Source organism: Corynebacterium sp. FDAARGOS 1242, assembly GCF_016889985.1.
GTDB classification, from domain to species: domain Bacteria; phylum Actinomycetota; class Actinomycetes; order Mycobacteriales; family Mycobacteriaceae; genus Corynebacterium; species Corynebacterium minutissimum_B.
Genome location: NZ_CP069568.1, coordinates 1,223,523 through 1,248,248, shown reverse-complemented (window position 1 = coordinate 1,248,248; position 24,726 = coordinate 1,223,523). Strand labels below are relative to the sequence as shown.

Genomic DNA, 24,726 nt, shown 5'->3' with positions numbered 1-24,726 from the left:
GGCAGCGGATTTACTCCTCGGCGTCGAGGCGCTGCGATTCACCCGGGCCCTTCAGACGGATGATGTTGTAGTCACCTTCAGCTAGGTGAGCACGCAGGTCCTTCTTATCGAACTTGCCCACGGAGGTCTTATCGATGGACTTCACAAAGGTCCAGTACTCCGGCAGCATCCAGGAAGGCAGCTCAGAGCGCATAGCATCGCGCAGACGCTCGGCGGTTTCAATGGTGGGGGAAATCCCCGCTGCCAGCACCGTGACCGCCAGTGGGCGCTCAACCCATTGTTTATCCGGGTAGCCAATAACGGCGCATTCGAGCACCGCCGGGTTGGCCATGATGAGGTTTTCCAGCTGGACTGAATAGATCCACTCGCCACCAGAGCGGATGACATCGCGGGCGCGGTCCTCCACGGTGAGGAAGCCCTCCTCGTTGACGAAGCCGACATCACCGGTGCGCAGCCATCCATCCGCAGTGAACTTGGACTCGGCGTCCTCGACGTTCTTGCCGCGAAACTCGTGGGCGGCACCGCCGTCTTCGGAGGTGGGCGAGTGATAGTAGGAACCAGTAACGAGGTTTCCACGCACCTGAATCTCGCCGGCGTTGCGGTCGGTGGTGTTGACCACGTGGCCATCATTGACCACGCGGTATTCCAGGGAGGCGGGGAAGCGTCCTTGAGAAATGCGGTAGGCCCAGCGCGCCTCACCGGAGGCACCTGAAGGTGGACGCGCCACGCTGCCCACCGTGGTGGTTTCCGCCATGCCCCAGACGTGTACGACGTCGACGCCGTAGCGCTCTTCCCACATCTTGATGAGCTGCGGCGGCACCGGCGAGCCACCGGCAAAAATCTCGGTCAGCGTCATACGCTCCGGTGGGTGTTTGAGGTAATGCACAAAGAGCTGAATCCAAATCGTGGGCACGCCATGCGCCACGCGCGGGGAGGTCGCAGCGATGATTTTGGCCAGGGTGGCGGGGGAGACGTCGGCGTCGGGAAGCACGAGCGGCGTGCCCGTCATCCATGCCGCAAAAGGAACGCCCCAGCTCAGCACGTGATAGATGGGAATGCAGCACAGGAAGGTCTCTCCGTGCGTCACACACAGCGAATCGGAGGCGCGCAGCTGCATGCCCTCAAGATATAGCGCGCGGTGCGAATAGAGCACGCCTTTGGGTGCGCCTGTGGTGCCGGTGGAATAACACAGAGCGGCTGCGGTGTGCTCATCCAAGGTGGGCCAGTCGTAGACCGTCGAGCGGCCATCGAGCAGCTCCTCGTAGCTGTAGACTTCGATGCCCTGGGGCATGGGAACAGTAAGCTTATCGACGTCCGTGAAGACCACCGCGCGCACGCACCCCACCCCTTTGAGGACGTTCGCGAGCTGCTGGCCAAGGCGCCCATCGGCAACAATAACCTGTACTTCCGCATGGTTGACGATGTGCCGAATCTGGTCATTCATCAGCTGCTTGTTGAGCGGCGTAAACACCGCGCCTTTGCAGGCCGTGCCAAAGAGGACTTCGAGGTGCTCCGCGCAATTCCACATGAAGGACCCCACGCGCTCATCCCCGGTAACCCCCAACGTGTCGTGCAGCGCATGCGCGAAAGCGGCAGCGCGTGCGCCGATGTCGGCGAAGGTGGTTTCCTCGCGCTCATTGCCCGGATCGTCACTATGCCACGTGATGACCTGGGTTTGGCCGTGGACGGAGGAACCGTACTCCAGGATGCGCGTCAGGGACAGGGGGATATCCTGCATGGTGGAGAGCATGCGTACCACTTTAGCCGTGTCAGTGTGAGCGCGGTGGAAGGATGCGGTATAGTTATCCGCGACTGGCGGGGAGGCCTTCCCCGCACCTTCCGAGCATCCTCCACGGTGTGCACTCGTGAGACTGCACACGACGGTGAAGGGGAGTAGACATACGCTCGCAGTCGCCTCTTAAAACATCTCCCATCAGTGACCCACGGCTTTAGTTCTTTTCCGCGCCGCGGGGGCGCGTCTACGAGGGGAGAGCCACACAAACCCACCGCCCACGGGGATCGCGGTTGCGTGAACTCGCTGGTGGCGGCGGACCACTTCAATTACACACTGGCTTCCAACGCCCACGCGTGGGCTGCACCGCTTGATTGCGGCCTGGCCATGTTGGTGCTCGTTGGTGAAGCGACGAAAGGATATCCGTGAGCGATACGGACAAGACCGCAGCACAGGACTTGGCGTCCCTGAAGCTGCCGGAACTGCGCAAGCTTGCAGCGGAGCGCGGACTCCGCGGCGTTTCCGGACTGCGCAAGGGGGACCTCATTACTGCTCTGACCACTGGCCAGGTTCCGGTGCGTGCCGCGAAGGCGAGCACACAGGCTGCCGACGCCCCGAAGGCTCCGAAGGCAGAGGACAAGACCGAGGAGAAAGCCTCCACGCCGCGCCGCGCAGCGCGCAAGGCTTCCCGCCCGGCTGGCTCCGCCGAGGAGAAGAACCATGATGCCCAGAAGGGCGCGAAGAGCAGCCCTGAACAGAGTTCCGATCAGGGCTCCGCTCAGGGTTCTGAGCATGGCGACAACGACGCGGACAAGGGCGGCAAGAACGACGAGCAGCGCTACGAGTCGCGCTCCCAAGCCCGCCGCGCCCGCCGCAACCGTGCCCGCCGCCAGGAGCGCGAGGCACGCGAAGAGGCTAAGGCTTCCGGCCACGATGGCCAGAACAACGGCCAGGACAACTCCGCCAACCAGGGCGGCAACCAGGGCGGCAATAATAACGACGGCCAGGGCAAGTCGGAGGACAACCAGGGCCGTCAGGACAATGGTGGCGGCAACAATAACGGTGGTAACAACCGTCGTGACAACAACCGCCACGATGATGACAACAACCATGGCGGTGGCGGACGTCGCAACCGTCGCAACCGTCGCAACCGCCGCGGCCGTGACCGCGATGGCGGCGGCAATGGTGGCAACGACCTGCAGATCCGCGAGGGCGATGAGGTGCAGATCGTTGGCGGCATCCTGGAGGTTGTGGACAACAACGTAGCCTTCCTGCGCACCACGGGCTACCGCGCAGCGAGCTCCGATGTCTTTGTCAACAACAACCTCGTGCGCCGCCTGGGCCTGCGCTCCGGCGATGCGCTGACGGGCAAGGTCAAGGTTTCTGGCCCGACCCACACGCACGGCAACGGCCGCAACCGCCGCAAGTACAACCAGCTGGTGGAGGTCGACACCGTCAATGGTCTCGATCCGTCGAGCGCCAAGGAGCGTCCGGACTTCGCCAAGCTCACCCCGCTCTACCCGAACCAGCGTCTGCGCCTAGAGACGGATCCGAAGATCCTCACGACCCGCGTCATTGACCTCATCATGCCGATTGGTAAGGGCCAGCGCGCGCTCATCGTCTCCCCGCCGAAGGCCGGTAAGACGACGATTCTGCAGAACATCGCCAACGCGATTGCTGCCAACAACCCGGAGTGCTACCTCATGGTCGTCCTCGTTGACGAGCGCCCCGAAGAGGTCACTGACATGCAGCGCAGCGTCAAGGGTGAGGTCATTGCCTCTACCTTCGACCGCCCGCCGTCAGAGCACACCTCCGTGGCAGAGCTGGCCATCGAGCGCGCCAAGCGCCTGGTGGAGCAGGGCAAGGACGTCGTCGTCCTGCTCGACTCCATTACCCGCCTGGGCCGCGCCTACAACAACTCCTCGCCGGCCTCCGGCCGCATCCTCTCCGGTGGTGTGGACTCCAACGCCCTCTACCCGCCGAAGCGTTTCCTCGGTGCTGCCCGCAACATCGAAAACGGCGGCTCGCTGACCATCATCGCTACCGCGATGGTGGAGACCGGCTCTACTGGTGACACCGTCATCTTCGAAGAGTTCAAGGGCACCGGCAACGCTGAACTGAAGCTGGACCGCGCCATTTCTGAGCGCCGTATCTTCCCGGCTGTGGACGTCAACCCGTCCGGTACCCGCAAGGACGAGCTCCTGCTCGTCCCGGAGGAAGCGCGCATCATGACGAAGCTGCGCCGTATCCTCTCCGGCCTGGACTCCTTCGCCGCCATCGACCTGCTCATCAAGCAGCTCAAGAAGACCCGCTCCAACGGTGAGTTCCTCATGCAGGTGGCGTCCTCTGCGCCCATGGCGGCAGACACCGACGAGGAGGACTACAAGTAATGTCGAACCAGGTTTCCCTCGTTGACGATATTGTCTCCGAGTACCAGGGCATCGAAATGCAGATGGCTGACCCCGAGGTAGCCGGTGATCAGTCCCAGTTCCGCAAGCTCTCTAAGCGCTATGCCGAGCTGCGCCCCATCGTCGCCGTCAACGACGAGCTGGTGCAGGCTCGCCAGGACCTAGCCGATGCCAAGGAGATGGCCTATGAGGACCACGAGTTCCAGCCCGAGGTAGATCGCCTCGAGCCGCTCGTCGTGGAGCTGGAAGAAAAGCTCGCCGACCTGCTCGCCCCGCGCGATGAGCAGGACTCCGAGGACATCATCATGGAGATTAAGGCCGGTGCCGGTGGTGAAGAGGCAGCCCTCTTCGCCGGCGATTTGGCCCGCATGTATGAGCGCTTTGCCGATAAGGCCGGCTTCCAGTGGGAGGTTCTGGGCCTTAACGAGTCGGATCTGGGCGGCGTGAAGGACATGTCCATCTCCTTCAAGTCCAAGACCCCGTCCCGCGACGGCGCCTGGAGCGTGTTCAAGTTTGAAGGCGGCGTGCACCGCGTGCAGCGAATCCCGGTAACGGAGTCCCAGGGCCGCATCCAGACCTCTGCTGCCGGCGTCCTGGTCTACCCAGAGCCGGAAGAGGTGGAGGCCGTCAACATCGATGACAAGGATATCCGCGTCGACGTGTACCGTTCTTCCGGTAAGGGCGGTCAGGGTGTTAACACCACTGACTCCGCCGTGCGTATTACCCACCTGCCGACTGGCCTGGTGGTGACGTGTCAGAAGGAGCGTTCCCAGATCCAGAACAAGGCGCGTGCCCTGCAGGTGCTGCAGGCTCGCCTCGACCAGATGGAACGCGAGGCCCGCGAGGCCGAAGCCGGCGAACAGCGCGCCTCCCAGGTGCGCACTATGGACCGTTCCGAGCGCATCCGCACCTATAACTGGCCGGAGAACCGTATTACCGATCACCGCATTGGTTACAAGGCCAACAACTTGGACGCGGTGCTCAACGGCGATATGCACGAACTTATTGAGGCTCTCCAGGCCCAGGAGCGTGCCGAGCGCCTTGAGGCTGAGGGCTAGGGCATAAGGCTAGGACGAGATACGGTGACGTTTCACACCTATCAGGAGGCGCTTCGCGATGCTGCGGGGCGCCTTCGCGCTGCCGGCGTCCCCTCACCCGAGTGGGACGCACGTGTGCTTGCCGCGCACCTCATCCACTGCGGTCACATGGACATTCCCATGGGGCAGGAGCCCATCCCGGGCTTCGACGTGGCCTATGGGGCGCTGGTGGGACGTCGTCAAGCGCGAGAGCCCCTCCAACACATCCTGGGCCACGCGTGGTTTGGTCCGCTCGAACTCGAGGTGGGGCCTGGCGTGTTCATTCCGCGCCCAGAGACGGAGGTCCTTGCCGACTATGCCGTCGGAATTCTTAAGAATTCCGACGCGGAGGACAGTCGCGTCGTTGACCTGTGTACGGGGTCCGGGGCGCTGGCGCTCTATGTCGCGCACTACTTGCCGCGGGCACAGGTGTGGGGCGTGGAGCTTTCCGACGCCTCCCTGGCCTACGCCCAGCGCAACGCCGCACGTTATGCCCCTGAACTTCAGTTGGTCCAAGGTGATGTGACAGACCCACAGGTCCTTTCCGAGTTGCACGGCACCGTGGACCTCGTGCTCACAAACCCGCCCTACGTGCCCGAAACCCCTAACCTGGAGCCGGAGGTGTACCAAGACCCCCACGAGGCCGTCTTTGGAGGGGTGGACGGGATGGACACAATCACCGCCATGATTCCCACCATCGCGCGCCTGTTGCGCCCAGGTGGGCGGGTAGGCCTTGAGCACGATGATGAGACTTCCCACCAAGTCCAGGAAGCATTCCGCGCACATGGCGGATTCGAGCAGGTAGATATACTTCGTGACCTCACAGGTACCGCGCGGTTTGTGACGGCAGTGTGCGGAGTACAGTAGATTGGTCAAGGATTGGCCAACCAGCCTACGCACAATGAGCGTGGCATAAAGGAGAATCACACCGATGCAGGGACAGATTTTTAACTGCGCGGATGCAGCCGAGCGCGAAGAAGGCATGGAGCTTGCAGTCAAGGCCGCTAAGTCTGGGCGTCTCGTGGTCATGCCTACCGATACCCTTTACGGGCTGGGCTGTGATGCCTTCGATAATGACGCTGTGGCCAGTCTCCTCGCCACCAAACATCGCGGGCCCGATATGCCGGTACCGGTGCTGGTGGGCTCGTGGGATACCGTCAAGGGCCTCGTGGCACGGTTGGATGACACCGCCCAGAACCTCATCGAGGCGTTCTGGCCGGGAGGGCTGTCGATCGTCGTCGAACAGGCTCCGTCGCTGCCCTGGAACCTGGGGGATACGCGTGGCACGGTGATGCTGCGTATGCCGCTTCACCCCATCGCCATTGAGCTGTTGCGCGAGGTCGGCCCCATGGCTGTCTCCTCAGCGAATATCTCCGGCCACCAGCCACCGACGACCGCCATCGCTGCCAAGCAGCAGCTGGGCAAAGCCGTAACGGTCTACCTCGATGGTGGGGAAGCAGAGATTGGCAAGCCCTCGACTATCATCGATCTCTCTGGCCCGCACCCATATCTGCTGCGCGAGGGAGCATTGACGGCTGAAGAGATCGCTGACGTTATTGGCGTGACCCCAGAATCCCTGCGCACGCGCCCGAAGGCACAGAACTAAGGAGCGCGCACCGTGGCAGGAACAGGCGTGCCGCTGCGCGAATTGGCCTTGGTCATCTTCGTCGCGGCTGCATTTACGTATCTCAGCACCGGTCTGGTGCGTACTTTTCTCGTGCGCACGGGCCGAGTAGCGGAGATTCGCCTGCGCGATAGCCACTCGCAACCTACTCCGCAGTTGGGCGGCGTGGCCATGTTTACCGGCTTTGCCGCGGCAGTCTATCTGGCGGGCCAGCTTCCAGCCTTGACTCGCGGCTTTATGCCCGTGACCCCGGAGATGAACGCTGTGCTCTGGTCGGCTGCGGCCATTGTGCTGGTCGGTGTGGTGGATGACCTGATAGAGCTGAGTGCGATAGTCAAACTTGTGGGCCAACTGGTCGCCGCTGCGCTCATGAGCGGTTTGGGCCTGACGTGGACGTTGCTCTTTCTGCCGTTTGGTGATGGAACTACGGTCACCCTCGACCAAGTCCAGAGCACACTCTTGACTACGTTCTTTGCGGTGCTTCTCATCAACGCGATCAACTTCGTTGACGGCCTGGACGGTTTGGCCGCTGGCCTCGGCATGATTGCTGGTGGCGCTATCCTCATCTTTTCGCTCACAGTGCTCCATGACCAAGGTGGGGCAGTGTCGGCGTACCCGCCGGCGATCATTGCTGCCGCACTCGTGGGAATGTGCGCCGGCTTCTTGCCGCATAACTTCGAGCCTTCACGCATCTTTATGGGCGATAGCGGCGCGATGCTCATCGGCTTGCTGCTGGCGGCCGCATCCACCTCAGCTTCAGGCAAAATCAACATGTCACTGTATGGAACGGTGGACATGGTAGCGCTCATGTCACCGCTGATTGTGGTCATCGCAGCGGTCTTTATTCCAGTCCTGGACCTTGTCTGGGCGGTCATTCGTCGTGTCTCCCAGGGGCGCTCGCCCTTCGCGGCAGACAAGGCGCATATCCATCACCGCTTGCTGTCGTTGGGGCATACCCACCGCCGTACGGTGCTGGTGCTCTATCTCTGGGTCTCAGCGGTGGCGTTTGGCGCGGTGTCTTTTTCCATCGTTCCCGCGCCGGTGGCTGCGGTTCTTGCCGTGCTGGCCCTTGCCGGCGCCTTCGTTGTTACCCTCATCCCGCTGCGCCAAGGCAAGATTGGGCGCACGTCTCGACCGACCAGCGTGGTGCTCGAATCGGATCCCTCCTGAGGTAGGGTAAGGGGCTGTGACTGAATCAACGAGCTCTGACCAGCTATCGCCGTACGATGATCACCGCCGCCCGCTGAAACGCGCACTGCGCCTCGGGGCGATGGGCCTCGTGGTGGTGACCATTGCTTCCCTCGCTATTTGGGGCGGTGTCCGTGGCACGCCGGGTCTTCTGGGCGTGCTGGTCGGCGCAGCCATCGGCGGTGGCTTCGTGCTTTTCACGGCAGCCTCGGTGCTGTTGACTGCACGCACGACGCCATCTACGACCATGGCCGTGGTCCTTGGCGGTTGGCTGCTCAAGGTGGTCATCCTCATCATGTTCCTGCTGCTGATTAAGGACTTGGAGTTCTACGACACCATGGCGCTTTTCGTTACCGTTATCTGTGCGCTGGCGGTCACCCTTGGAACTGAGGTATGGGGAGTCGTGACCTCCAACGTGACGTACGTGTCCTAGCACAGCGGGACAATTGTCCCGACCACCATGTTCACCGCCCTTACTGGATCCCCCAGGAGGGTGGCTTTTGCATTTGTTCGTGTGGCACTGCGGGCACCCGTAGTTACCCCCGTCGAGGTGGGAAAACAGGGGTATGTGACCAAGTCCACTGACTGGGGTTTTGGCAGAATGCGGGCGTTTTAGGTCTATCCGTGAGGGTGGGGTAGCGAGTTGCTTGAGGCACGGTGCCCCCACGTGCGAAAACTTGTCATCAAACTGATACCATTCACTTCGGGTTACCGCGGGTTAGTGTCATGCTAGCCCGATACAGTGCGGTTTATCCTTGTCTTGTTCACGCTGATGTGCGACGGAGTCCGTGAGCAAGGCAAAGAGCTGAAGACGTCCATCGCACCACATAGCCTTCGACAAGCTGTGTGGCCCGAACACGGGAGAGAACGCTGAGCGTTACAACATTGGCCATGAAGGGTAGCTTTCACGCACCCGAACTGGATCCAGAATTTTTCCCGGGGCACGTAACCGATGACGGTGAAGTCGTCGACCTTTTGTTTGCTGACTTCGCCAACGGTTGGTTCGCTTTGGATCGCATCATGCTGGTTCGCCTGTTCATGGCAGCCATTTTGGTGCTCCTTTTTGTTGTCGCCTTTAAGAACCCCAAGTTGGTTCCTAAAGGATTGCAGAACGTAGGCGAGCACGCGATTGACTTCGTGCGAATTCACATCGCAGAAGACATCTTGGGCAAGAAGGAAGGGCGCCGTTTCCTTCCGATTTTGGCCTCTATCTTCTTCGGCGTTTTGTTCTGGAACGTAGCAACTATTGTTCCGGGCCTGAACATCTCTCCGAACGCCCGTATTGGTATGCCGATCGTGTTGGCCATCGTGGCGTACATCGCCATGATCTATGCCGGCGCGAAGCGCTTCGGTTTCGGCAAGTTTGTCAAGTCCTCGGTGGTTATTCCTAACCTTCCGCCGTGGCTGCACGTTCTTGTTGTGCCGATTGAGGCATTCTCTACGTTCGTTATGCGCCCAGTCACGCTGGCACTTCGTCTGATGGCGAACTTCCTGGCTGGTCACCTCATTTTGGTCCTGTTGTACTCGGCAACGAACTTCTTTTTCTTCCAGTTCAACGCCTGGACTGCATTGAGTGGCCTGACGCTGGTCGCAGCGGTTCTGTTCACGATCTACGAGATTATCGTCATCTTCCTGCAGGCATACATCTTTGCCCTGCTGACGGCGGTATACATCGAATTGTCGCTGCATGCAGACTCGCACTAACAACAACGCGAACCTCGCGGTTAACTAAATATCCCCAGAATCCATCCTCACTGCCCCCGCGGACTAGCCCGCGGGAGAAACTTTGAAAGGGAACGACTTTCATCATGAACGAAATCATTCTTGCTCAGGACGCTGCTGAGTCCACCCTCAAGGGCCTCGGCGCCATCGGCTACGGCATCGCAACCATCGGCCCGGGTCTGGGCATCGGTATCCTCGTCGGCAAGACCGTCGAGGGCATGGCCCGCCAGCCGGAGATGGCTGGTCAGCTGCGTACCACCATGTTCCTGGGTATCGCCTTCGTTGAGGCCCTCGCCCTCATCGGCCTCGTTGCAGGCTTCCTGTTCTAAAGAGCGCTTTACACAAGTAAATCGAACTTTAAGAACGGAGCCCCATGAACAACGTCATTTACTACCTTGCAGCGGAAGGAAGTGAGCACCTGCCGCTGGAGAGCGGCAACTCCATCCTTCTGCCCAAGATGTACGACTTGGTCTGGTCTCTCATTCCGTTCGCCGTCATCCTGCTGATTTTCTGGAAGTTTGTTCTTCCGGCATACAGCAAGATGTTGCAGGAGCGTGAAGACCGGATCGAGGGTGGCCTTAAGCGTGCGGAGGCTCAGCAGGCCGAAGCAAAGGCCGCTTTGGAAAAGTACAACGCTCAGCTCGCTGACGCTCGAGCAGAGGCTGCTGAGATCCGTGAGCAGGCGCGTGAGCGCGGCAAGCTGATCGAGGCAGAGGCTAAGGAAGCTGCAGAAGAAGAGTCTCGTCGCATTCTTGCCGCTGGCGAGAAGCAGCTGGAAGCTTCCCGCGCACAGGTCGTGTCTGAGCTGCGTTCCGACATCGGACAGAACTCCATCAACTTGGCAGAGAAGCTTCTCGGCGGCGAACTTTCCGACGCCACGAAGCAGTCCTCCACCATTGATAGCTTCCTGTCCGAGCTCGACACTGTGGCACCGGCCGGAAAGTAGGCAACTATGAAGGCAGCTAGCCGCGAAGCACTCGCTACCGTTGAGTCCAAACTGGATGGTTTTCTTTCCGGCGACAACTCGGTAGCTACTGCTACCCAGGCAGGCCAGGACCTCTTTGAGGTTGTCCGCGTCCTCGACGGTGACCGCGAACTGCGCGTTGCCCTGACCGATGATGCGGTCTCCTCTGAGGAGCGTAAGTCCCTGGTCCAGAAGCTTTTCGGCGGCAAGATTTCCCAGGTAGCACAGCAGGTGCTCGAGGAAGCCGCCGCCGCACAGTGGTCCTCCCCGCGTGATATCGCCCGCGGCCTCGTGAAGCTTGGCCGCCGCGCTCTTCTGCGTGGCGCTGAGTCCGAGGGCAAGCTGGGCCAGGTTGAAGACGAGCTCTTCTCCCTGTCGCGCGTGCTGGACCGCGAAGGCGAACTGACCCAGCTGCTTTCAGACCGTACTGCGACGTCCGACCGCAAGGTTGGACTGCTGGCAAGCGTGCTCTACGGCAAGGTCACTATGGTCACTGAGGCGCTCGCGCTGCAGGCCATTGGCCGCCCGGAGCAGAACCCGATTGATGATATTGCCGCACTGGCAGACTCCGCAGCCGAGCTGCAGGGCCGCTCTATTGCGCGCGTGACGTCGGCGGGTGAGCTAAACGATAGCCAGCGGGCAGCACTCGCTGAAAAGCTGGGCAAAATTTATGGTCGTGCGATGTCCATCCACTCTGAGGTTGACACCAGCCTCCTCGGTGGTATGACCATCCGCGTTGGCGACGAAGTCATTGATGGTTCGACGGCAGGCAAGATTTCCCGCCTTCGTGCTGTGATGGCATAAGCCGAAACGACAGAAACGATTAAGTAATTGCTGGAAGATACTACCGAGAGCAGGAAGAACATGGCGGAGCTGACGATCTCCTCCGACGAGATCCGTAGCGCGATTGCGAACTACACCTCGAGCTACTCCGCGGAGGCCTCCCGTGAGGAGGTCGGCGTGGTCATTTCGGCAGCTGACGGTATTGCGCAGGTTTCGGGCCTGCCGTCCGTCATGGCGAATGAGCTGCTCGAGTTCCCAGGCGGCGTCATCGGCGTCGCTCAGAACCTTGACACCAACTCCATCGGTGTCGTGGTCTTGGGCAACTTCGAGTCCCTTAAGGAAGGCGACGAGGTCAAGAGGACCGGCGAAGTCCTCTCCATCCCTGTGGGCGAGGAATTCCTCGGCCGCGTTATTAACCCACTGGGCCAGCCGATTGACGGCATGGGCCCGATCACCGCTGAAGAGGACCGCGTCCTCGAGTTGCAGGCACCGTCCGTGCTGCAGCGTCAGCCGGTGGAAGAGCCGATGCAGACCGGCATCAAGGCAATTGACGCCATGACCCCGATTGGTCGTGGTCAGCGTCAGTTGATCATTGGTGACCGTAAGACGGGTAAGACCGCCGTCTGTATCGACACCATCCTGAACCAGAAGGCTAACTGGGAGTCTGGCGACAAGAACAAGCAGGTCCGCTGCATCTACGTCGCCATCGGCCAGAAGGGCTCCACCATTGCTGGTGTGCGCCACACCCTGGAGCAGCACGGCGCCCTGGAGTACACCACCATCGTGGCGGCCCCGGCATCTGACGCCGCCGGCTTCAAGTGGCTGGCACCGTTCTCCGGTGCTGCTCTGGGTCAGCACTGGATGTACCAGGGCAACCACGTCCTGATCATTTACGATGATCTGACCAAGCAGGCTGAGGCCTACCGTGCGATTTCCCTTCTGCTGCGTCGCCCACCGGGCCGCGAGGCATACCCGGGTGACGTCTTCTACCTCCACTCCCGTCTGCTGGAGCGTGCTGCAAAGCTCTCCGACGACATGGGTGCAGGTTCCATGACCGCACTGCCGATCATCGAGACGAAGGCGAACGACGTCTCCGCCTTCATTCCGACCAACGTTATTTCTATTACCGACGGCCAGGTCTTCCTGGAGTCCGACCTGTTCAACCAGGGCGTCCGTCCGGCTATTAACGTCGGTGTGTCCGTCTCCCGTGTTGGTGGTGCCGCACAGACCAAGGGCATGAAGAAGGTTGCCGGTAACCTCCGTCTGGAGCTCGCTGCCTACCGTGACCTGCAGGCCTTCGCGGCCTTTGCGTCCGACCTCGACTCTGCTTCCAAGGCTCAGCTGGAGCGCGGTGAGCGCCTCGTTGAGCTGCTCAAGCAGTCCGAGTCCTCCCCTCAGCCTGTCGAGTACCAGATGGTTTCCATCTTCCTCGCCGACCAGGGCATCTTCGACGTCGTTCCCGTCGAGGACGTACGTCGCTTCGAGAAGGAGCTGCACGATCACCTCAACTCTGCAACCCCGCAGGTGTTCGAGCAGATTCAGGGCGGCACCGCTCTGACCGACGAGTCCAAGGATGCACTTGTTGCAGCAGCCAAGGACTTCACTCCGTCCTTCCGCACCTCTGAGGGCCATAACCTCGGCACTGAGGCTCCGGTGGATCCGCTCGACGCTGAGGAGATCAACAAGTCCGAGCTCAGCGTCTCCCGCAAGACGGCCAAGTAGAGTTTCGCACGCTCTAAGAATTAACCGTCTAGAAAGAGAAGGGAGGAGCGAAAACCATGGCTAATCTTCGTGAACTGCGCGACCGCATCAGGTCCGTCAATTCCACTAAGAAGATCACCAAGGCACAGGAGCTCATTGCTACCTCGCGCATTACCAAGGCTCAGGCCAGGGTAGAGGCGTCGCAGCCTTATGCGCACGAGCTGTCCAACGTGTTGAACAAGCTCGCCGCACACACATCCCTGGATCACCCGATGCTCCGTGAGCGTGAAGATGGCAAGGTCGCTGCAATCCTCGTGGTCTCCTCTGACCGCGGTATGTGCGGTGGCTACAACAACAACGTCTTCAAGAAGGCGGCCGAACTCGAGGCTTTGCTGAAGAGCGAAGGTTACGAGACCGTCCGCTACGTCACGGGTAACAAGGGCGTTGGCTTCTACAAGTTCCGTGAAGCCGAGGTCGCAGGCAGCTGGACCGGATTCTCGCAGGATCCGACCTGGAAGGCGACGCATGACGTGCGCCGCCACATCATCGACGGCTTCATTGCCGGTTCGAAGGGCCAGGCTAAGACCCGCGCAGGAATCAACCTCGAGGGCGACACCGTTCGCGGTTTCGACCAGGTACACGTCGTGTACACCGAGTTTGAGTCCATGCTGACCCAGACGGCGCGTGTGCAGCAGCTGCTGCCGGTGGTACCGGTTATTGAGGAAGAGGACTTCGACATGGGCGAGTCCGCGCTTTCCGACGCCTCGTCGGCCAATCAGGTCACCCCTGATTACGACTTCGAGCCGGATGCGGACACCCTCATGGAAGCACTGCTCCCGCAGTACGTGTCCCGTCTCCTGTTTGCGATGTTCTTGGAGGCTTCAGCCTCCGAGTCCGCTGCACGCCGTACCGCAATGAAGTCTGCAACTGATAACGCGACCGAGCTGGTCAAGGACCTCTCTCGCGTGGCCAACCAGGCACGTCAGGCGCAGATTACCCAAGAAATCACAGAGATCGTCGGTGGCGCTGGGGCGCTCGCCGAAAGCGCAGAAAGTGACTAGATTATGACTACAGCTCTGCAAGAGCAGAACACACAGTCGTCGGCTACCGCCGGCCGTGTGGTGCGTGTCATCGGTCCGGTCGTCGACGTGGAGTTTCCGCGTGGCGGGCTGCCGGCACTGTACAACGCACTGACCGTCGAGGTGACCCTCGAGGCTGTTGCAAAGACCGTCACCCTTGAGGTCGCTCAGCACCTCGGTGACAACCTCGTCCGTGCCGTGTCCATGGCTCCGACCGACGGCCTCGTCCGTGGCGCTGCCGTGACCGACACCGGCAAGCCGATTTCCGTCCCGGTGGGCGATGTGGTCAAGGGCCACGTCTTCAACGCCCTCGGTGACTGCCTTGACCAGCCGGGTCTGGGCCGCGATGGCGAGCAGTGGGGCATCCACCGCGAGCCGCCGGCATTCGACCAGCTGGAAGGTAAGACCGAGATCCTCGAGACCGGCATTAAGGTCATTGACCTTCTCACCCCGTACGTCAAGGGCGGCAAGATTGGCCTCTTTGGTGGTGCCGGTGTGGGCAAGACCGTTCTTATCCAGGAGATGATTACTCGTATCGCACGCGAGTTCTCCGGTACCTCCGTCTTCGCCGGCGTCGGCGAGCGTACCCGTGAGGGCACCGACCTCTTCCTCGAGATGGAAGAGATGGGCGTTCTCCAGGACACCGCCCTCGTGTTCGGCCAGATGGACGAGCCGCCGGGAGTCCGTATGCGCGTGGCTCTGTCCGGTCTGACCATGGCGGAGTACTTCCGCGATGTCCAGAACCAGGACGTGCTGCTGTTCATCGACAACATCTTCCGTTTCACCCAGGCAGGTTCTGAGGTATCCACGCTGCTCGGCCGTATGCCGTCCGCCGTGGGTTACCAGCCGACTCTGGCTGATGAGATGGGTGTGCTGCAGGAGCGTATTACCTCCACCAAGGGTAAGTCCATTACCTCCCTGCAGGCCGTCTACGTGCCGGCCGATGACTACACCGACCCGGCTCCGGCTACCACCTTCGCCCACCTCGATGCCACCACTGAGCTGGACCGTTCCATTGCTTCTAAGGGTATTTACCCGGCAGTGAACCCGCTGACCTCTACCTCTCGTATTCTGGAGCCGTCCATCGTGGGCGAGCGCCACTACGAGGTGGCACAGCGTGTCATCGGCATCCTGCAAAAGAACAAGGAGCTCCAGGACATCATCGCCATCCTCGGTATGGACGAGCTGTCTGAGGAGGATAAGGTCACCGTTCAGCGAGCACGTCGTATCGAGCGCTTCCTGGGCCAGAACTTCTTCGTCGCAGAGAAGTTCACGGGCCTGCCGGGCTCCTATGTGCCGCTGGCTGACACCATCGACGCTTTCGAGCGCATCTGCAACGGCGAATTCGACCACTACCCGGAGCAGGCCTTCAACGGTCTGGGTGGCCTGGACGACGTCGAGGCTGCGTACAAGAAGCTGAGCGAGAAGAAGTAGGGAGAGGCACATGGCTGACATCACCGCCGAATTGGTTTCCGTCGAGCGCCTGCTGTGGACCGGCAAGGCCACCATGGTGACGGCTGAGACCACCGAGGGTGAGATCGGCGTGCTTCCTGGCCACGAGCCTATGGTTGGTCAGCTGATCAACAATGGCGTTGTGACCATCCACCCAGCGGACGGCGAGCGCCGCGTCGCTGCCGTCCAGGGTGGCTTCCTCTCCGTATCCGAGAACAAGATCACCGTCCTCGCGGATTGGGCCATCTGGGCCCGCGAGGTCGATGAGGCCCAGGCTCAGGAAGACCTGAAGTCTGAGGATGAGTTGACGAGGTCCCGCGGTGAAGCTGCATTGCGCGCCGTGCGCCGCTTCAACAGCTAACGGATTAGCGGAGAGGGGAGAGAACGGGCAGCAATGACCGCCCTTCCCACTCTGGCTTGAAAAGAACCCCCTGTACCTCTTTCCACTAGGAGGTACAGGGGGTTTGCCATACCCACACAAACTGGCATTGCAATGTTGCTAGGCGGTACAATCGTTGAAACATATCGCATTGCCGTAAAGGACTGTTTGTCATGAATTCTCAGGTGCTGCAGGGGCTACTCTTCGTCCTTCTCCTGATTATTCTGGCTGTCATCATCCTTGCCGCAGTGCGCTTTTTTACGCTGCGCTCGCGCGGCACCACGGTGCTCCTGCGCGTTCTGCCGGCCAAAGATTCCCATTCGTGGCGTCATGGGCTGGTGCGCTACAACGGCGAATATATGGAGTACTTTAAGCTTCGCTCCGTTCTTCCCCGCGCCAATATGCGGTTCAATCGCCTCGACATCACCTTGAACGGAATCCGTTCGCTGGATGATGACGAGGCTTCTTTTATGCCCGCTAGCGACCAGGTTATGGGGATCAGCGTCCATGGCAAGGACTATGAGATTGCCTCCGATGCGCACGGCATCATGGCCCTAAATGCCTGGGTGGAAGCAGCACCGTCGAAGCGCAAAGAGAAGCTGAACTATCACCAGATGCGCCAGCGTGCCACCCGCTTTCCAAAGAAATAGCCCCCACCCGTTAGGGTAGAGGGCATGCGTGTAGTCATCGCCCGTTGCTCTGTAGATTACGTAGGCCGCCTCGACGCCCACCTGCCCGTGGCGGACCGCCTCATCCTTATCAAGGCCGATGGCTCGGTGTCTGTGCATGCAGACGACCGTGCCTACAAGCCCTTGAACTGGATGACTCCTCCGTGCTCCCTGGAGGAGTCAGAGATTACGGATGTCGATGGCGAGGATACCGGCGAGAAACTGTGGTTGGTGGAGAACCCGAAAGGCGAACAACTCCGTATCACCATCGCAGAAGTGCACCAAGACATCGAGATGGACTTGGGCGAAGACCCAGGCCTCGTCAAGGACGGTGTCGAAGCACACCTGCAAGAGCTGTTGGCGGAACACATTGAAACGCTAGGGGAGAAGTACTCGCTTGTCCGCCGCGAGTATCCCACGGCGATTGGCCCAGTGGACATCATGGCGAAGAACTCCGAGAACGAGTTCGTGGCCGTCGAAGTCAAGCGCCGCGGTGGTATCGATGGCGTCGAGCAGCTTACGCGTTACCTGGAACTGCTTAACCGCGATGACCTGCTAGCACCGGTACATGGCGTGTTCGCGGCGCAGGAAATCAAGCCCCAAGCCCGGACTCTCGCCGAAGATCGCGGGATCCGCTGCGTGGTGCTCGATTACCAGGAGCTGCGCGGAATCGAGTCCAACGAGCTGCGGCTGTTCTAATGCCACGCCGAAACCGAAGAATCCGGGAGGAGCCCCGCTTCTTGCCGCGGGATGGCGGAGCGTTGCTCGGCTCGCAGACCGTTCCCGGGCCGAGCTGGACGAATGGGGAGCCCTTTATCATGCGGCACATCGGCAGTTCGGCGGCGAAGAAGTTCTACGTATGCCCCAGCTGCAACCAGAACATCCCGCCCGGGGTAGCGCACATTGTGGCGTGGCCGCGCGATAGCGGCAGACAAGGCGATGACCGCAGGCACTGGCACCGCCACTGTTGGGAGCGGCGGTAGACTAGCGGGCATGATTGTTGCCTTTTCTGTAGCCCCGACCATCGTGGGTGATGAGAGCGCCGAGATGTCTGACGCCGTGGCGGAGGCCGTGCGCGTGGTCCGTGCTTCCGGCCTACCCAACGAGACCAATGCGATGTTCACCCTCATCGAAGGTGAGTGGGACGAAGTCTTTGCGGTGATTAAGGAGGCCACCGACGCTGTCCGTGCAGTCTCTCCGCGCACGAGCCTGGTCATTAAGGCCGATATTCGCGAAGGCGTCACCGGGCAGATAACCCAGAAAGTAGAATCCGTTAACCGTTACTTGGAGGAAAATCAGTGACCGGACCGTACGTTGGCGGCGCCCTCGATTTGGGAGCCATTAAACAGCAGGCAGAGGCCAAGGCGAAAGCGCAGGAGCAGGGCGGTCGAGCCGGTGCACCTTCCCCGACAGGTGTGCAGCCCTTCTTTGAGGTCACAGAACAGAACTTCGAGAATGACCTCGTGCGTCGCTCCGCTGAGGTACCCGTCATCGCGCTTATCGGTTCCCCGCGTTCCCCAGCCTCGGAGCAGTTGAAGAAGGACTTCGAGGAGATGGCCGCGGCCGGCGGCTTAAAGTTCATCGTGGGCTACATCAACGCCGATGTGGTGCCGCAGGTCGCGCAGGTCTTTGGTGTACAGAACCTGCCCACCACCGTGGCGATTGCCGCCGGCCAGCCGGTCACCAACTTTGAAGGTAGCCAGCCCCGAGAGAACCTGGAGCAGTGGGTAGCGGCGATCGTCGAGAAGCTCGGCCCTCAGCTGCGCGGCCTGCAGGATACTGGTGCTGAGCAGCCCCAAACGGAGGAAGCATCCGACCCGCGCCTGCTCGTGGCAGAGGACGCCCTGAATGCTGGCGATTTCGACGCCGCTATTGCTGCTTACGATGAGGTGCTTGCCGCCGAGCCTGACAATGCCGAAATCAAGCAGGCGCGTGCCACCACCGTGGTGCTCAAGCGCCTCAAAGCATCCGCGAAGGACGGCGATCCCATTGCGGAAGCTGCGGAGAATCCGCAGGACGTGGATAAGCAGCTCGCGGCCGCTGATGCCCACATTGTCGCCGGGACTCCGGACGTTGCCTTTAGCCGGCTTATCGACGCCATGAAGGTAACCGCCGGTGATGACAAAGCACGTTTGAAAGACCGTCTGCTTGAGCTGTTTGCCCTCTATGATTCCAGTGATCCGCGCTTGCTCGCGGCCCGCACGCAGCTCGCTAGCGCGCTGTATTAGTACCTAGTCTCGCTGTCTGGCCGTCAACCTTTTTCTGGTTGGCGAGTTTCGTCGTCTCGACGTTTGCCTCCACTAGCTGTGGGATCGCCGATGTGCCCGCTGACCGTGGTGTGGTTGGCGGGTTGCAGCGTCTCGGCGTGGGTGCGAAGCTTCAGTTCGCACCCGGCGGGTCGGGTGGTTGCCCTGTGGCTTGTTCAGCTGCTTTCTCAGAAGCGAGTCGGGCTGTGGCTTCTTGGTATTCGGGCATGGCGGTAATTGGCACACCCCAGGGCGGGATGTAGCTCACCCCGGTGTTCAGCCGGAACATGTAACCACGCCCAGTGGGGCGTTTAGGGTCATCATCGTTAATACCGTTGTGGTAGGCGCACAGGAAGGTGAGGTTTTTAAGGTTGGTAAAACCTCCTGCCTGCCAGGGGATGAGGTGGTGGACTTCGCAGTAATCAGCGGGTTTGTTGCAGCCGGGCCTAGAGCAGGTTTGGAATTCAGCTGCCAGGCTGATGCGTTGTTTCCAGCTGGCATGCCGCTGAATCCTATAAGAGTTAACAGGTCCTTCCAAAGGGTGGATGAGGGTGGCGTAGCCAATCTCAGCAAACTTGTAGGCCAAAAAGTCTGCCCCGCTCATGCGCCCGCCGTTGGTGAGGTTAAGTTCGATTTCCTCCCCATCACCATTAATAATTTGGTCGAGTTCGTTGAGGGTGACAACGACTTGGGCATGTACGGCGGGTTTGGTGCCAATACCGCCGGTGACAATGACGGTGCGGGCAGCATCAAGCAGGTTTGTTTTATTAACGGATTCTAGGGTTCCGCGGATATCGGCGATGACAGTCGGGGCGTCGGTGATGGTGATGGAGTTCGGTCCCTTAGAGCGGTAGGTGAAGCGTACTCCGGGTTTGGCGGTGCGCTTGGACTGAAGTTCTTTTAGGCGTGTGGTGGCAACCTGGCGGATTTTGTGGGCGGGGGTGCCGGCAAGCTTGATGCGTAGGTTCCAGGCATCGAGGTCTTTTTTCACGCGTGCGGTGTAGGACTCAATCAGGGTGAGAATGCTAAGGCTATGTTTGTGTGCCACCGCGGCGGCACGTGCTTTGCGTTGTTTGCCGGTAAAGCGGGTGTGCCCGAAGTAGGTGCGGTGAAGGTGGGCAAGTTCTGTGGCATCGGCTGGGTCGGCGCCGAGCGCGCGGAGCTCATCGGGTGAGCTGGATGCTTGTTCCACTAGCGCGATCCCCGAGTTGCGGTAGTGGAAGTAGGTTTCTAATACCCCCATGGCCACAGAGACTAAAACAGGCCCACCAACCCCGCAACCGGAGCAGCGAAAAGTTTCCCAAAGCTCCTCGGGTGTGAATTGAGTAATGCTACATTCTAAAAAGTGTTGTAACGCACATCTCAGTGTTGCTCTGACAGAAGGAATCTCATGCGCACATCTCGCACTCTCCGAACCGCTACCGCACTGTTGGGCACAGTGGCACTCACTGTGCCACTGGCCGCGTGTGGCGGGAGCTCGCAAGAGGCGGCTGCCGGTGGTGATGCCATCGTCCGCGTCCCCGGTACCGAGCCCCAGCAGGGGCTTATCCCCGCTATGACGAATGAGAACGGCGGCGGGCGCGTCGTCGATATGCTCTACTCCGGCCTCATCTACTACGACGCTGACGGTGAGGTCCACAATGAGATGGCGGAGTCCATCGACAAAGAAGGGGAGAAGACCTACAAGGTCACCCTTAAGCCGGACATCACCTTCTCTGACGGCACGCCGGTTACGGCCGCGACATTCGTCGATACGTGGAATTATGCGGTGGCGAACGAGCAGCTTAACGAGAGCTTCTTTTCCTCCATCAAAGGCTACGGCGAAGGTGTGGAGGAGATGGAGGGCCTCAAGGTCCTCGATGACCGCACCTTCACCATCGAACTGACCCAGCCGGAGAGTGACTTCCCGTCGCGCCTGGGCTATAACGCCTACTTCCCGCTGCCGCCGGAAGCCCTCGAGGATCCGCAGGGCTTTGGTGAGAACCCAGTGTCTAATGGCCCGTACCGGCTCAAGGAATGGAACCACAACCAGAACATTGTTCTGGAGCCGAACCCAGAGTACGGCGGGGAGCGCACGCCGAAGAACGATGGCCTCGAGTTCGTCTTCTACGCTGACAGCGGAGCCTCCTACATGGATCTGCTCTCCAATAATCTCGATGTGCTGGAGGCAATCCCGTCCTCGGCATTCGGCAACTACGAGCAGGACTTGGGCGAGCGCCAGGAAACGAAGCCGGCTGCTACCTACCTAGAGATGTCCATTCACGTGGACACCCCGCACTTTAGTGGGGAAGAGGGCGCTCTACGTCGACGCGCGGTGTCGATGGCTATCAACCGCGAGGAAATCGCGAAGACCATCTTCCACGGCACCCGCACACCAGCCCGCGAGTTCACCTCCCCGGTGCTGCAGGGCTATAGCGACAGCCTGCCAGGCTCGGAGAATCTGGACTTTAACCCCGAGGAGGCCAAGAAGCTGTGGGCCGAGGCCGACAAGAAGTACGGTGCCTTTGAAGACACCTTCCCCATCAACTACAACACTGATGGCGATAACAAGGATTGGGCCGATGCCGTGGCCAATAGCATCAGCAACACCTTGGGCATCCGAGCCGTGGGTAACCCTTATCCGGACTTTAAGTCCTTCCGTGAGGCCTACCGCGCTGAGCGCATGGACGGTGCCTACCGCACCGCCTGGTTCGCGGACTATCCATCGATGGGTAATTTCTTGGGCCCGAACTTCACCACTGGTGTGGCCTCCAATGACTCGAAGTACTCCAACCCGGAGTTCGATGAGCTCATCGTCAAGGCCAATGGCGCTAATTCCCCGGAGGAAGCCGCCAAGCTCTACAACCAGGCCCAGGAACTGCTCCTGCGTGACCTTCCTGCCATTCCGCTTTTCTCCCCGAACGTCGTCGGCGGCTGGTCTGAGAACGTCAGCAACGTGACCTTCAACTGGAAGTCCTTGCCGGTTTACTACGAGATTGAGAAAACCGTTCAGTAATCATCGTCTACAGTACGGAGGTATGACCTCCGTACTTTTTCTCTGTAACACCAATCGCGGCAAATCTCAGATGGCGGCCGCTCTAGCTAAGAAGCACGCTCCGGACTGGGATATCTATTCCGCTGGCGTGCAGACCACCGAGCAGCACCGTGAGCAGGGCGTAAATGCCGAGGCGCAGGCCTCACTGGCCAAGATTGGTGCCGATATGTCGGGAACGCCGACGCTTATCGACGAATCCCTAGCCTCCTCCGTCGACCACGTCATCGTCGTCGGGGATGCCGACTATGACGGAGTGGCTGAGCGTTGGGAGATTGAAGATCCGTCCCTGCGCGGCATGGAGGGCGAGGAGCGTATGGATGCGCTGCGCGATGACATTGATGCTCGCGTAAGAGCTTTCCTTGATGCTCACGCGTAGGACTGAAACTGAAACTGCCTGATCTGCCAAAAGTAGGGGCTGGAATTCGATCCCAGCGGTGATCTTTGGCAGATCGGGCAGTTGTCTCTCTCAGGCCTTGCTTGCGACGAGCGTGAGCACGTGCCGAACCAGGCTCGGCGCTAGGCCACTCAGCTTAGCCGCGGAAGGCATACCACTGCACTGAATTAGCCGGCAGGTGCAGGTGGAGGTGGTTGCCTTCCGAGTGAACATGATGGGCTAGGTCGTTGCCGGCGCCTTGGTAGACGGCGTCGTCGGTGTTGATGACCAGCTCCCACTCGCCATCGCGCGGCACCCAGAGGTCATAGTTGGGCACGGAGCTGCCGGAGAAGTTGCACACCGCCAACAGCGCGGAGCCGTCCTTGCCGTAGCGCACATAGCCCAACATGTTGTTGTCGGAGTCATCCGCCTTGACCCACTGGAAGCCGTCCTGGGTGAAGTCCTGCGACCACAGGGCTGGGTGTTGCTTGTACACCACGTTGAGATCACGCACCAGGCGCTTGATGCCGTGGTGCCATTCGTTGCCCCAGCCTTCTAGGTTGGACCAGTCCACGGAGTTGCCCTCAGACCACTCGGTGGTCTGACCGAACTCCTGGCCCATAAACATCAACTGCTTGCCGGGATGGGAGAACATGTATCCGTAAAGGGCACGCAGGCCCGCGGCCTTGTTCCAATCATCGCCCGGCATACGCTCCCACAGGGAGCCCTTGCCGTGGACGACCTCATCGTGGCTAAACGGCAGCACGTAGCGCTCGGAGTAGGCATAGACCATGGAGAACGTCAGCTCACCGTGGTGGTAGCGGCGGTGGATGGGCTCGTGCTTGAAGTATTCCAGGGTGTCGTTCATCCAGCCCATGTTCCACTTCAGGTTAAAGCCGAGGCCGCCTTCGTGAGTCGGCGCGGTAACACCTGGCCAGGAGGTGGATTCCTCCGCAATGGTGAGAACACCCGGGTGGGTTCGGTGGAGGGTGGCATTAGTTTCCTGGAGGAATTGGACTGCCTCAAGGTTTTCGCGGCCGCCGTAGATGTTGGGCAGCCATTCGTCGCGGGAGTAGTCCAAATAGAGCATGGAAGCTACCGCGTCGACACGCAGGCCGTCGATGTGGAATTCCTCCGCCCAGTAAAGCGCATTGGCCACGAGGAAGTTGCGGACCTCGTTGCGGCCGAAGTCGAAGACGTAGGTGCCCCAGTCTGCCTGCTCGCCGCGGCGCGGGTCGGGGTGCTCGTACAGCGCCTGGCCGTCGAAGCGGCCGAGTGCCCATTCATCCTTGGGGAAGTGGGCGGGGACCCAGTCGATGATGACGCCGATGCCGGCCGTGTGCAGGTCATTGATGAGCGCGCGCAGCTCGTCCGGGGCGCCCCAGCGGGCAGACGGAGCGTAGTAGCCCGACACCTGGTATCCCCAGGAACCGCCGAAGGGGTGCTCGGCCACGGGCAGCATTTCCACGTGGGTAAAGCCGTGCTCGAGCAAGTAGGGGATGAGTTCCTCGCGGAGGCTGTTGTAGTTGGCGCCGATCTTCCAAGAGCCGACGTGCAGCTCATAGATGCTCATCGGCACATCGAGGTCATCGTTGCGCTGCGACATCCATTCCTCATCAGTCCACGCGAAGTCGGACTGCGTTACTACCGAGGCCGTCTCCGGCGGGGCAATGGTGCGCTTGGCCAGGGGATCGGCCTTATCGATGCGCGGCGAATTCTTGCCATGTACGGCGAACTTATAGCGCTCGCCTTCACCAACGCCCGGGATAAAGACCTCCCAGATACCGGTGGAGCCCAGGCTGCGCATGGGGAACTGAGTAGGGTTCCAACCGCAAAAGTCACCGACAACGGCTACACCTTCTGCATTCGGGGCCCACACGGCAAAAGCGGTACCGGTGACTTCGCCCATGTCGGTGGTGTAGGTCTTCAGATTGGCGCCGAGCACGTCCCACAGGCGCTCATGGCGGCCCTCACCAATGAGATGCTGGTCCAAGGTGCCCAGGGTGGGCAGGAAGTGGTAGCCATCGGCCACCTCAACTGCAGGCTGACCAGGGTAGGTGATGCGCAGGCGGTAGTCGGATTCAACCGCCAGCGGCGCCTCCCAGATGTCATCGCCGACCTGGGTCATGGCGATGGTCTCTTCCGCGGTGACGAGCTCGACGGCTTCGGCACCGGGGCGGCGGGTGCGGACGGTTCCTTGATGCCACCCATAAAAATCATGGGGAGCATGGTGGCGGCAGGAATTGAGACGTTCACGATCGGTGGCCGGGATGTTCATAATGACCAAATTACCTAAC

24 protein-coding genes are annotated in these 24,726 nt (G+C 60.6%); 21 read left to right on the top strand and 3 right to left on the bottom strand.

The annotated features are described in order from the left end of the window. Positions 1–10 precede the first annotated feature (10 nt). Positions 11–1,750 carry a long-chain fatty-acid--CoA ligase gene (locus I6J72_RS05975; protein ID WP_204100299.1) on the bottom strand — a complete coding sequence of 580 codons (1,740 nt, stop codon included), beginning with the start codon at positions 1,748–1,750 and terminating at the stop codon, positions 11–13. Positions 1,751–2,157: 407 nt separating this feature from the next. On the opposite strand from I6J72_RS05975, the gene rho reads away from it, so the two are divergent. The 19 genes from rho (at position 2,158) to I6J72_RS05885 (ending at position 19,004) form a co-directional block, all read left to right on the top strand. After that, entirely contained in the window at positions 2,158–4,122 is a 1,965-nt protein-coding gene (rho, locus tag I6J72_RS05970) for a transcription termination factor Rho (protein WP_204100298.1), read from the top strand. After that, a complete protein-coding gene (gene prfA, locus I6J72_RS05965; RefSeq protein ID WP_039674978.1) occupies positions 4,122–5,198 on the top strand; it encodes a peptide chain release factor 1 in 1,077 nt (358 codons plus the stop codon). Before rho ends, prfA begins: the two co-directional genes overlap by 1 nt. Positions 5,199–5,222: 24 nt before the next feature. Beyond that, positions 5,223–6,083 carry a peptide chain release factor N(5)-glutamine methyltransferase gene (prmC, locus tag I6J72_RS05960; RefSeq protein WP_204100297.1) on the top strand — a complete coding sequence of 287 codons (861 nt, stop codon included), beginning with the start codon at positions 5,223–5,225 and terminating at the stop codon, positions 6,081–6,083. A 64-nt stretch (positions 6,084–6,147) separates the two neighbouring features. Next, complete coding sequence (locus I6J72_RS05955; protein WP_204100296.1) at positions 6,148–6,822, top strand: L-threonylcarbamoyladenylate synthase; 675 nt, start codon at positions 6,148–6,150, stop codon at positions 6,820–6,822. Between the two features lie 12 nt (positions 6,823–6,834). After that, on the top strand, positions 6,835–8,010 hold the full coding sequence (locus tag I6J72_RS05950) for an MraY family glycosyltransferase (protein WP_204100295.1): 1,176 nt from the start codon (positions 6,835–6,837) through the stop codon (positions 8,008–8,010). A 16-nt stretch (positions 8,011–8,026) separates the two neighbouring features. Continuing rightward, complete coding sequence (locus I6J72_RS05945) at positions 8,027–8,461, top strand: hypothetical protein (protein ID WP_204100294.1); 435 nt, start codon at positions 8,027–8,029, stop codon at positions 8,459–8,461. A 458-nt stretch (positions 8,462–8,919) separates the two neighbouring features. Further along, the gene (atpB, locus tag I6J72_RS05940) at positions 8,920–9,732 is read left to right on the top strand and encodes a F0F1 ATP synthase subunit A (protein WP_204100293.1); all 813 of its coding nucleotides are present in this window, start codon (positions 8,920–8,922) and stop codon (positions 9,730–9,732) included. A gap of 104 nt (positions 9,733–9,836) precedes the next feature. After that, positions 9,837–10,079, top strand: coding sequence for an ATP synthase F0 subunit C (locus I6J72_RS05935; RefSeq protein ID WP_042530472.1), 243 nt, complete (start codon positions 9,837–9,839; stop codon positions 10,077–10,079). Positions 10,080–10,123: 44 nt separating this feature from the next. Beyond that, positions 10,124–10,696 carry a F0F1 ATP synthase subunit B gene (locus tag I6J72_RS05930; RefSeq protein ID WP_115021731.1) on the top strand — a complete coding sequence of 191 codons (573 nt, stop codon included), beginning with the start codon at positions 10,124–10,126 and terminating at the stop codon, positions 10,694–10,696. A 6-nt stretch (positions 10,697–10,702) separates the two neighbouring features. Further along, entirely contained in the window at positions 10,703–11,518 is an 816-nt protein-coding gene (locus tag I6J72_RS05925; RefSeq protein WP_204100292.1) for a F0F1 ATP synthase subunit delta, read from the top strand. Positions 11,519–11,578: 60 nt separating this feature from the next. Further along, positions 11,579–13,219, top strand: a complete 1,641-nt coding sequence (atpA, locus tag I6J72_RS05920; RefSeq protein WP_039674995.1) for a F0F1 ATP synthase subunit alpha — start codon at positions 11,579–11,581, stop codon at positions 13,217–13,219. A gap of 56 nt (positions 13,220–13,275) precedes the next feature. Further along, on the top strand, positions 13,276–14,259 hold the full coding sequence (locus I6J72_RS05915) for a F0F1 ATP synthase subunit gamma (protein WP_204100291.1): 984 nt from the start codon (positions 13,276–13,278) through the stop codon (positions 14,257–14,259). A gap of 3 nt (positions 14,260–14,262) precedes the next feature. Continuing rightward, complete coding sequence (atpD, locus tag I6J72_RS05910) at positions 14,263–15,711, top strand: F0F1 ATP synthase subunit beta (protein ID WP_039674999.1); 1,449 nt, start codon at positions 14,263–14,265, stop codon at positions 15,709–15,711. 10 nt (positions 15,712–15,721) lie between these two features. Next, positions 15,722–16,090 (top strand): F0F1 ATP synthase subunit epsilon, encoded by a 369-nt coding sequence (locus tag I6J72_RS05905; RefSeq protein WP_204100290.1) that lies wholly within the window; start codon positions 15,722–15,724, stop codon positions 16,088–16,090. A gap of 191 nt (positions 16,091–16,281) precedes the next feature. After that, positions 16,282–16,758 (top strand): DUF2550 domain-containing protein, encoded by a 477-nt coding sequence (locus tag I6J72_RS05900; RefSeq protein ID WP_204100289.1) that lies wholly within the window; start codon positions 16,282–16,284, stop codon positions 16,756–16,758. Between the two features lie 24 nt (positions 16,759–16,782). After that, positions 16,783–17,475, top strand: a complete 693-nt coding sequence (gene nucS, locus I6J72_RS05895; RefSeq protein ID WP_204100288.1) for an endonuclease NucS — start codon at positions 16,783–16,785, stop codon at positions 17,473–17,475. Continuing rightward, positions 17,475–17,759 (top strand): hypothetical protein, encoded by a 285-nt coding sequence (locus I6J72_RS13120; RefSeq protein ID WP_239107521.1) that lies wholly within the window; start codon positions 17,475–17,477, stop codon positions 17,757–17,759. The genes nucS and I6J72_RS13120 overlap by 1 nt, the downstream gene beginning before the upstream one ends. A 10-nt stretch (positions 17,760–17,769) precedes the next feature. Continuing rightward, positions 17,770–18,078 carry an MTH1187 family thiamine-binding protein gene (locus tag I6J72_RS05890; protein ID WP_115021739.1) on the top strand — a complete coding sequence of 103 codons (309 nt, stop codon included), beginning with the start codon at positions 17,770–17,772 and terminating at the stop codon, positions 18,076–18,078. Then, complete coding sequence (locus I6J72_RS05885) at positions 18,075–19,004, top strand: tetratricopeptide repeat protein (RefSeq protein WP_204100287.1); 930 nt, start codon at positions 18,075–18,077, stop codon at positions 19,002–19,004. Before I6J72_RS05890 ends, I6J72_RS05885 begins: the two co-directional genes overlap by 4 nt. 151 nt (positions 19,005–19,155) lie before the next feature. Here I6J72_RS05885 and I6J72_RS05880 read toward each other — a convergent pair whose 3' ends face one another. Then, complete coding sequence (locus tag I6J72_RS05880) at positions 19,156–20,265, bottom strand: HNH endonuclease signature motif containing protein (RefSeq protein ID WP_204100286.1); 1,110 nt, start codon at positions 20,263–20,265, stop codon at positions 19,156–19,158. 147 nt (positions 20,266–20,412) lie between these two features. Here I6J72_RS05880 and I6J72_RS05875 point away from each other — a divergent pair, with 147 nt between their 5' ends. After that, entirely contained in the window at positions 20,413–22,017 is a 1,605-nt protein-coding gene (locus I6J72_RS05875; RefSeq protein WP_204100285.1) for an ABC transporter substrate-binding protein, read from the top strand. Positions 22,018–22,039: 22 nt separating this feature from the next. After that, a complete protein-coding gene (locus I6J72_RS05870) occupies positions 22,040–22,432 on the top strand; it encodes a low molecular weight phosphatase family protein (RefSeq protein ID WP_204100284.1) in 393 nt (130 codons plus the stop codon). Positions 22,433–22,586: 154 nt separating this feature from the next. On the opposite strand, the gene glgB is transcribed toward I6J72_RS05870, so the two are convergent. Then, positions 22,587–24,707, bottom strand: a complete 2,121-nt coding sequence (gene glgB, locus I6J72_RS05865) for a 1,4-alpha-glucan branching protein GlgB (RefSeq protein ID WP_204100283.1) — start codon at positions 24,705–24,707, stop codon at positions 22,587–22,589. Between the last annotated feature and the right edge of the window lie 19 nt (positions 24,708–24,726).

Bases quoted from the DNA above. Each gene is read 5' to 3' on its own strand.
- I6J72_RS05975 (WP_204100299.1), bottom strand. From the start codon at position 1,750: ATGCTCTCCACCATGCAGGATATCCCCCTGTCCCTGACGCGCATCCTG.
- I6J72_RS05905 (WP_204100290.1), top strand. From the start codon at position 15,722: ATGGCTGACATCACCGCCGAATTGGTTTCCGTCGAGCGCCTGCTGTGG.
- prfA (WP_039674978.1), top strand. From the start codon at position 4,122: ATGTCGAACCAGGTTTCCCTCGTTGACGATATTGTCTCCGAGTACCAG.
- I6J72_RS05930 (WP_115021731.1), top strand. From the start codon at position 10,124: ATGAACAACGTCATTTACTACCTTGCAGCGGAAGGAAGTGAGCACCTG.
- I6J72_RS05900 (WP_204100289.1), top strand. From the start codon at position 16,282: ATGAATTCTCAGGTGCTGCAGGGGCTACTCTTCGTCCTTCTCCTGATT.
- I6J72_RS05875 (WP_204100285.1), top strand. From the start codon at position 20,413: ATGCGCACATCTCGCACTCTCCGAACCGCTACCGCACTGTTGGGCACA.
- I6J72_RS05915 (WP_204100291.1), top strand. From the start codon at position 13,276: ATGGCTAATCTTCGTGAACTGCGCGACCGCATCAGGTCCGTCAATTCC.
- I6J72_RS05870 (WP_204100284.1), top strand. From the start codon at position 22,040: ATGACCTCCGTACTTTTTCTCTGTAACACCAATCGCGGCAAATCTCAG.
- I6J72_RS05880 (WP_204100286.1), bottom strand. From the start codon at position 20,265: ATGGGGGTATTAGAAACCTACTTCCACTACCGCAACTCGGGGATCGCG.
- atpB (WP_204100293.1), top strand. From the start codon at position 8,920: ATGAAGGGTAGCTTTCACGCACCCGAACTGGATCCAGAATTTTTCCCG.
- I6J72_RS05955 (WP_204100296.1), top strand. From the start codon at position 6,148: ATGCAGGGACAGATTTTTAACTGCGCGGATGCAGCCGAGCGCGAAGAA.
- atpD (WP_039674999.1), top strand. From the start codon at position 14,263: ATGACTACAGCTCTGCAAGAGCAGAACACACAGTCGTCGGCTACCGCC.
- atpA (WP_039674995.1), top strand. From the start codon at position 11,579: ATGGCGGAGCTGACGATCTCCTCCGACGAGATCCGTAGCGCGATTGCG.
- I6J72_RS05935 (WP_042530472.1), top strand. From the start codon at position 9,837: ATGAACGAAATCATTCTTGCTCAGGACGCTGCTGAGTCCACCCTCAAG.
- glgB (WP_204100283.1), bottom strand. From the start codon at position 24,707: ATGAACATCCCGGCCACCGATCGTGAACGTCTCAATTCCTGCCGCCAC.
- nucS (WP_204100288.1), top strand. From the start codon at position 16,783: ATGCGTGTAGTCATCGCCCGTTGCTCTGTAGATTACGTAGGCCGCCTC.
- I6J72_RS05925 (WP_204100292.1), top strand. From the start codon at position 10,703: ATGAAGGCAGCTAGCCGCGAAGCACTCGCTACCGTTGAGTCCAAACTG.
- I6J72_RS05890 (WP_115021739.1), top strand. From the start codon at position 17,770: ATGATTGTTGCCTTTTCTGTAGCCCCGACCATCGTGGGTGATGAGAGC.
- I6J72_RS13120 (WP_239107521.1), top strand. From the start codon at position 17,475: ATGCCACGCCGAAACCGAAGAATCCGGGAGGAGCCCCGCTTCTTGCCG.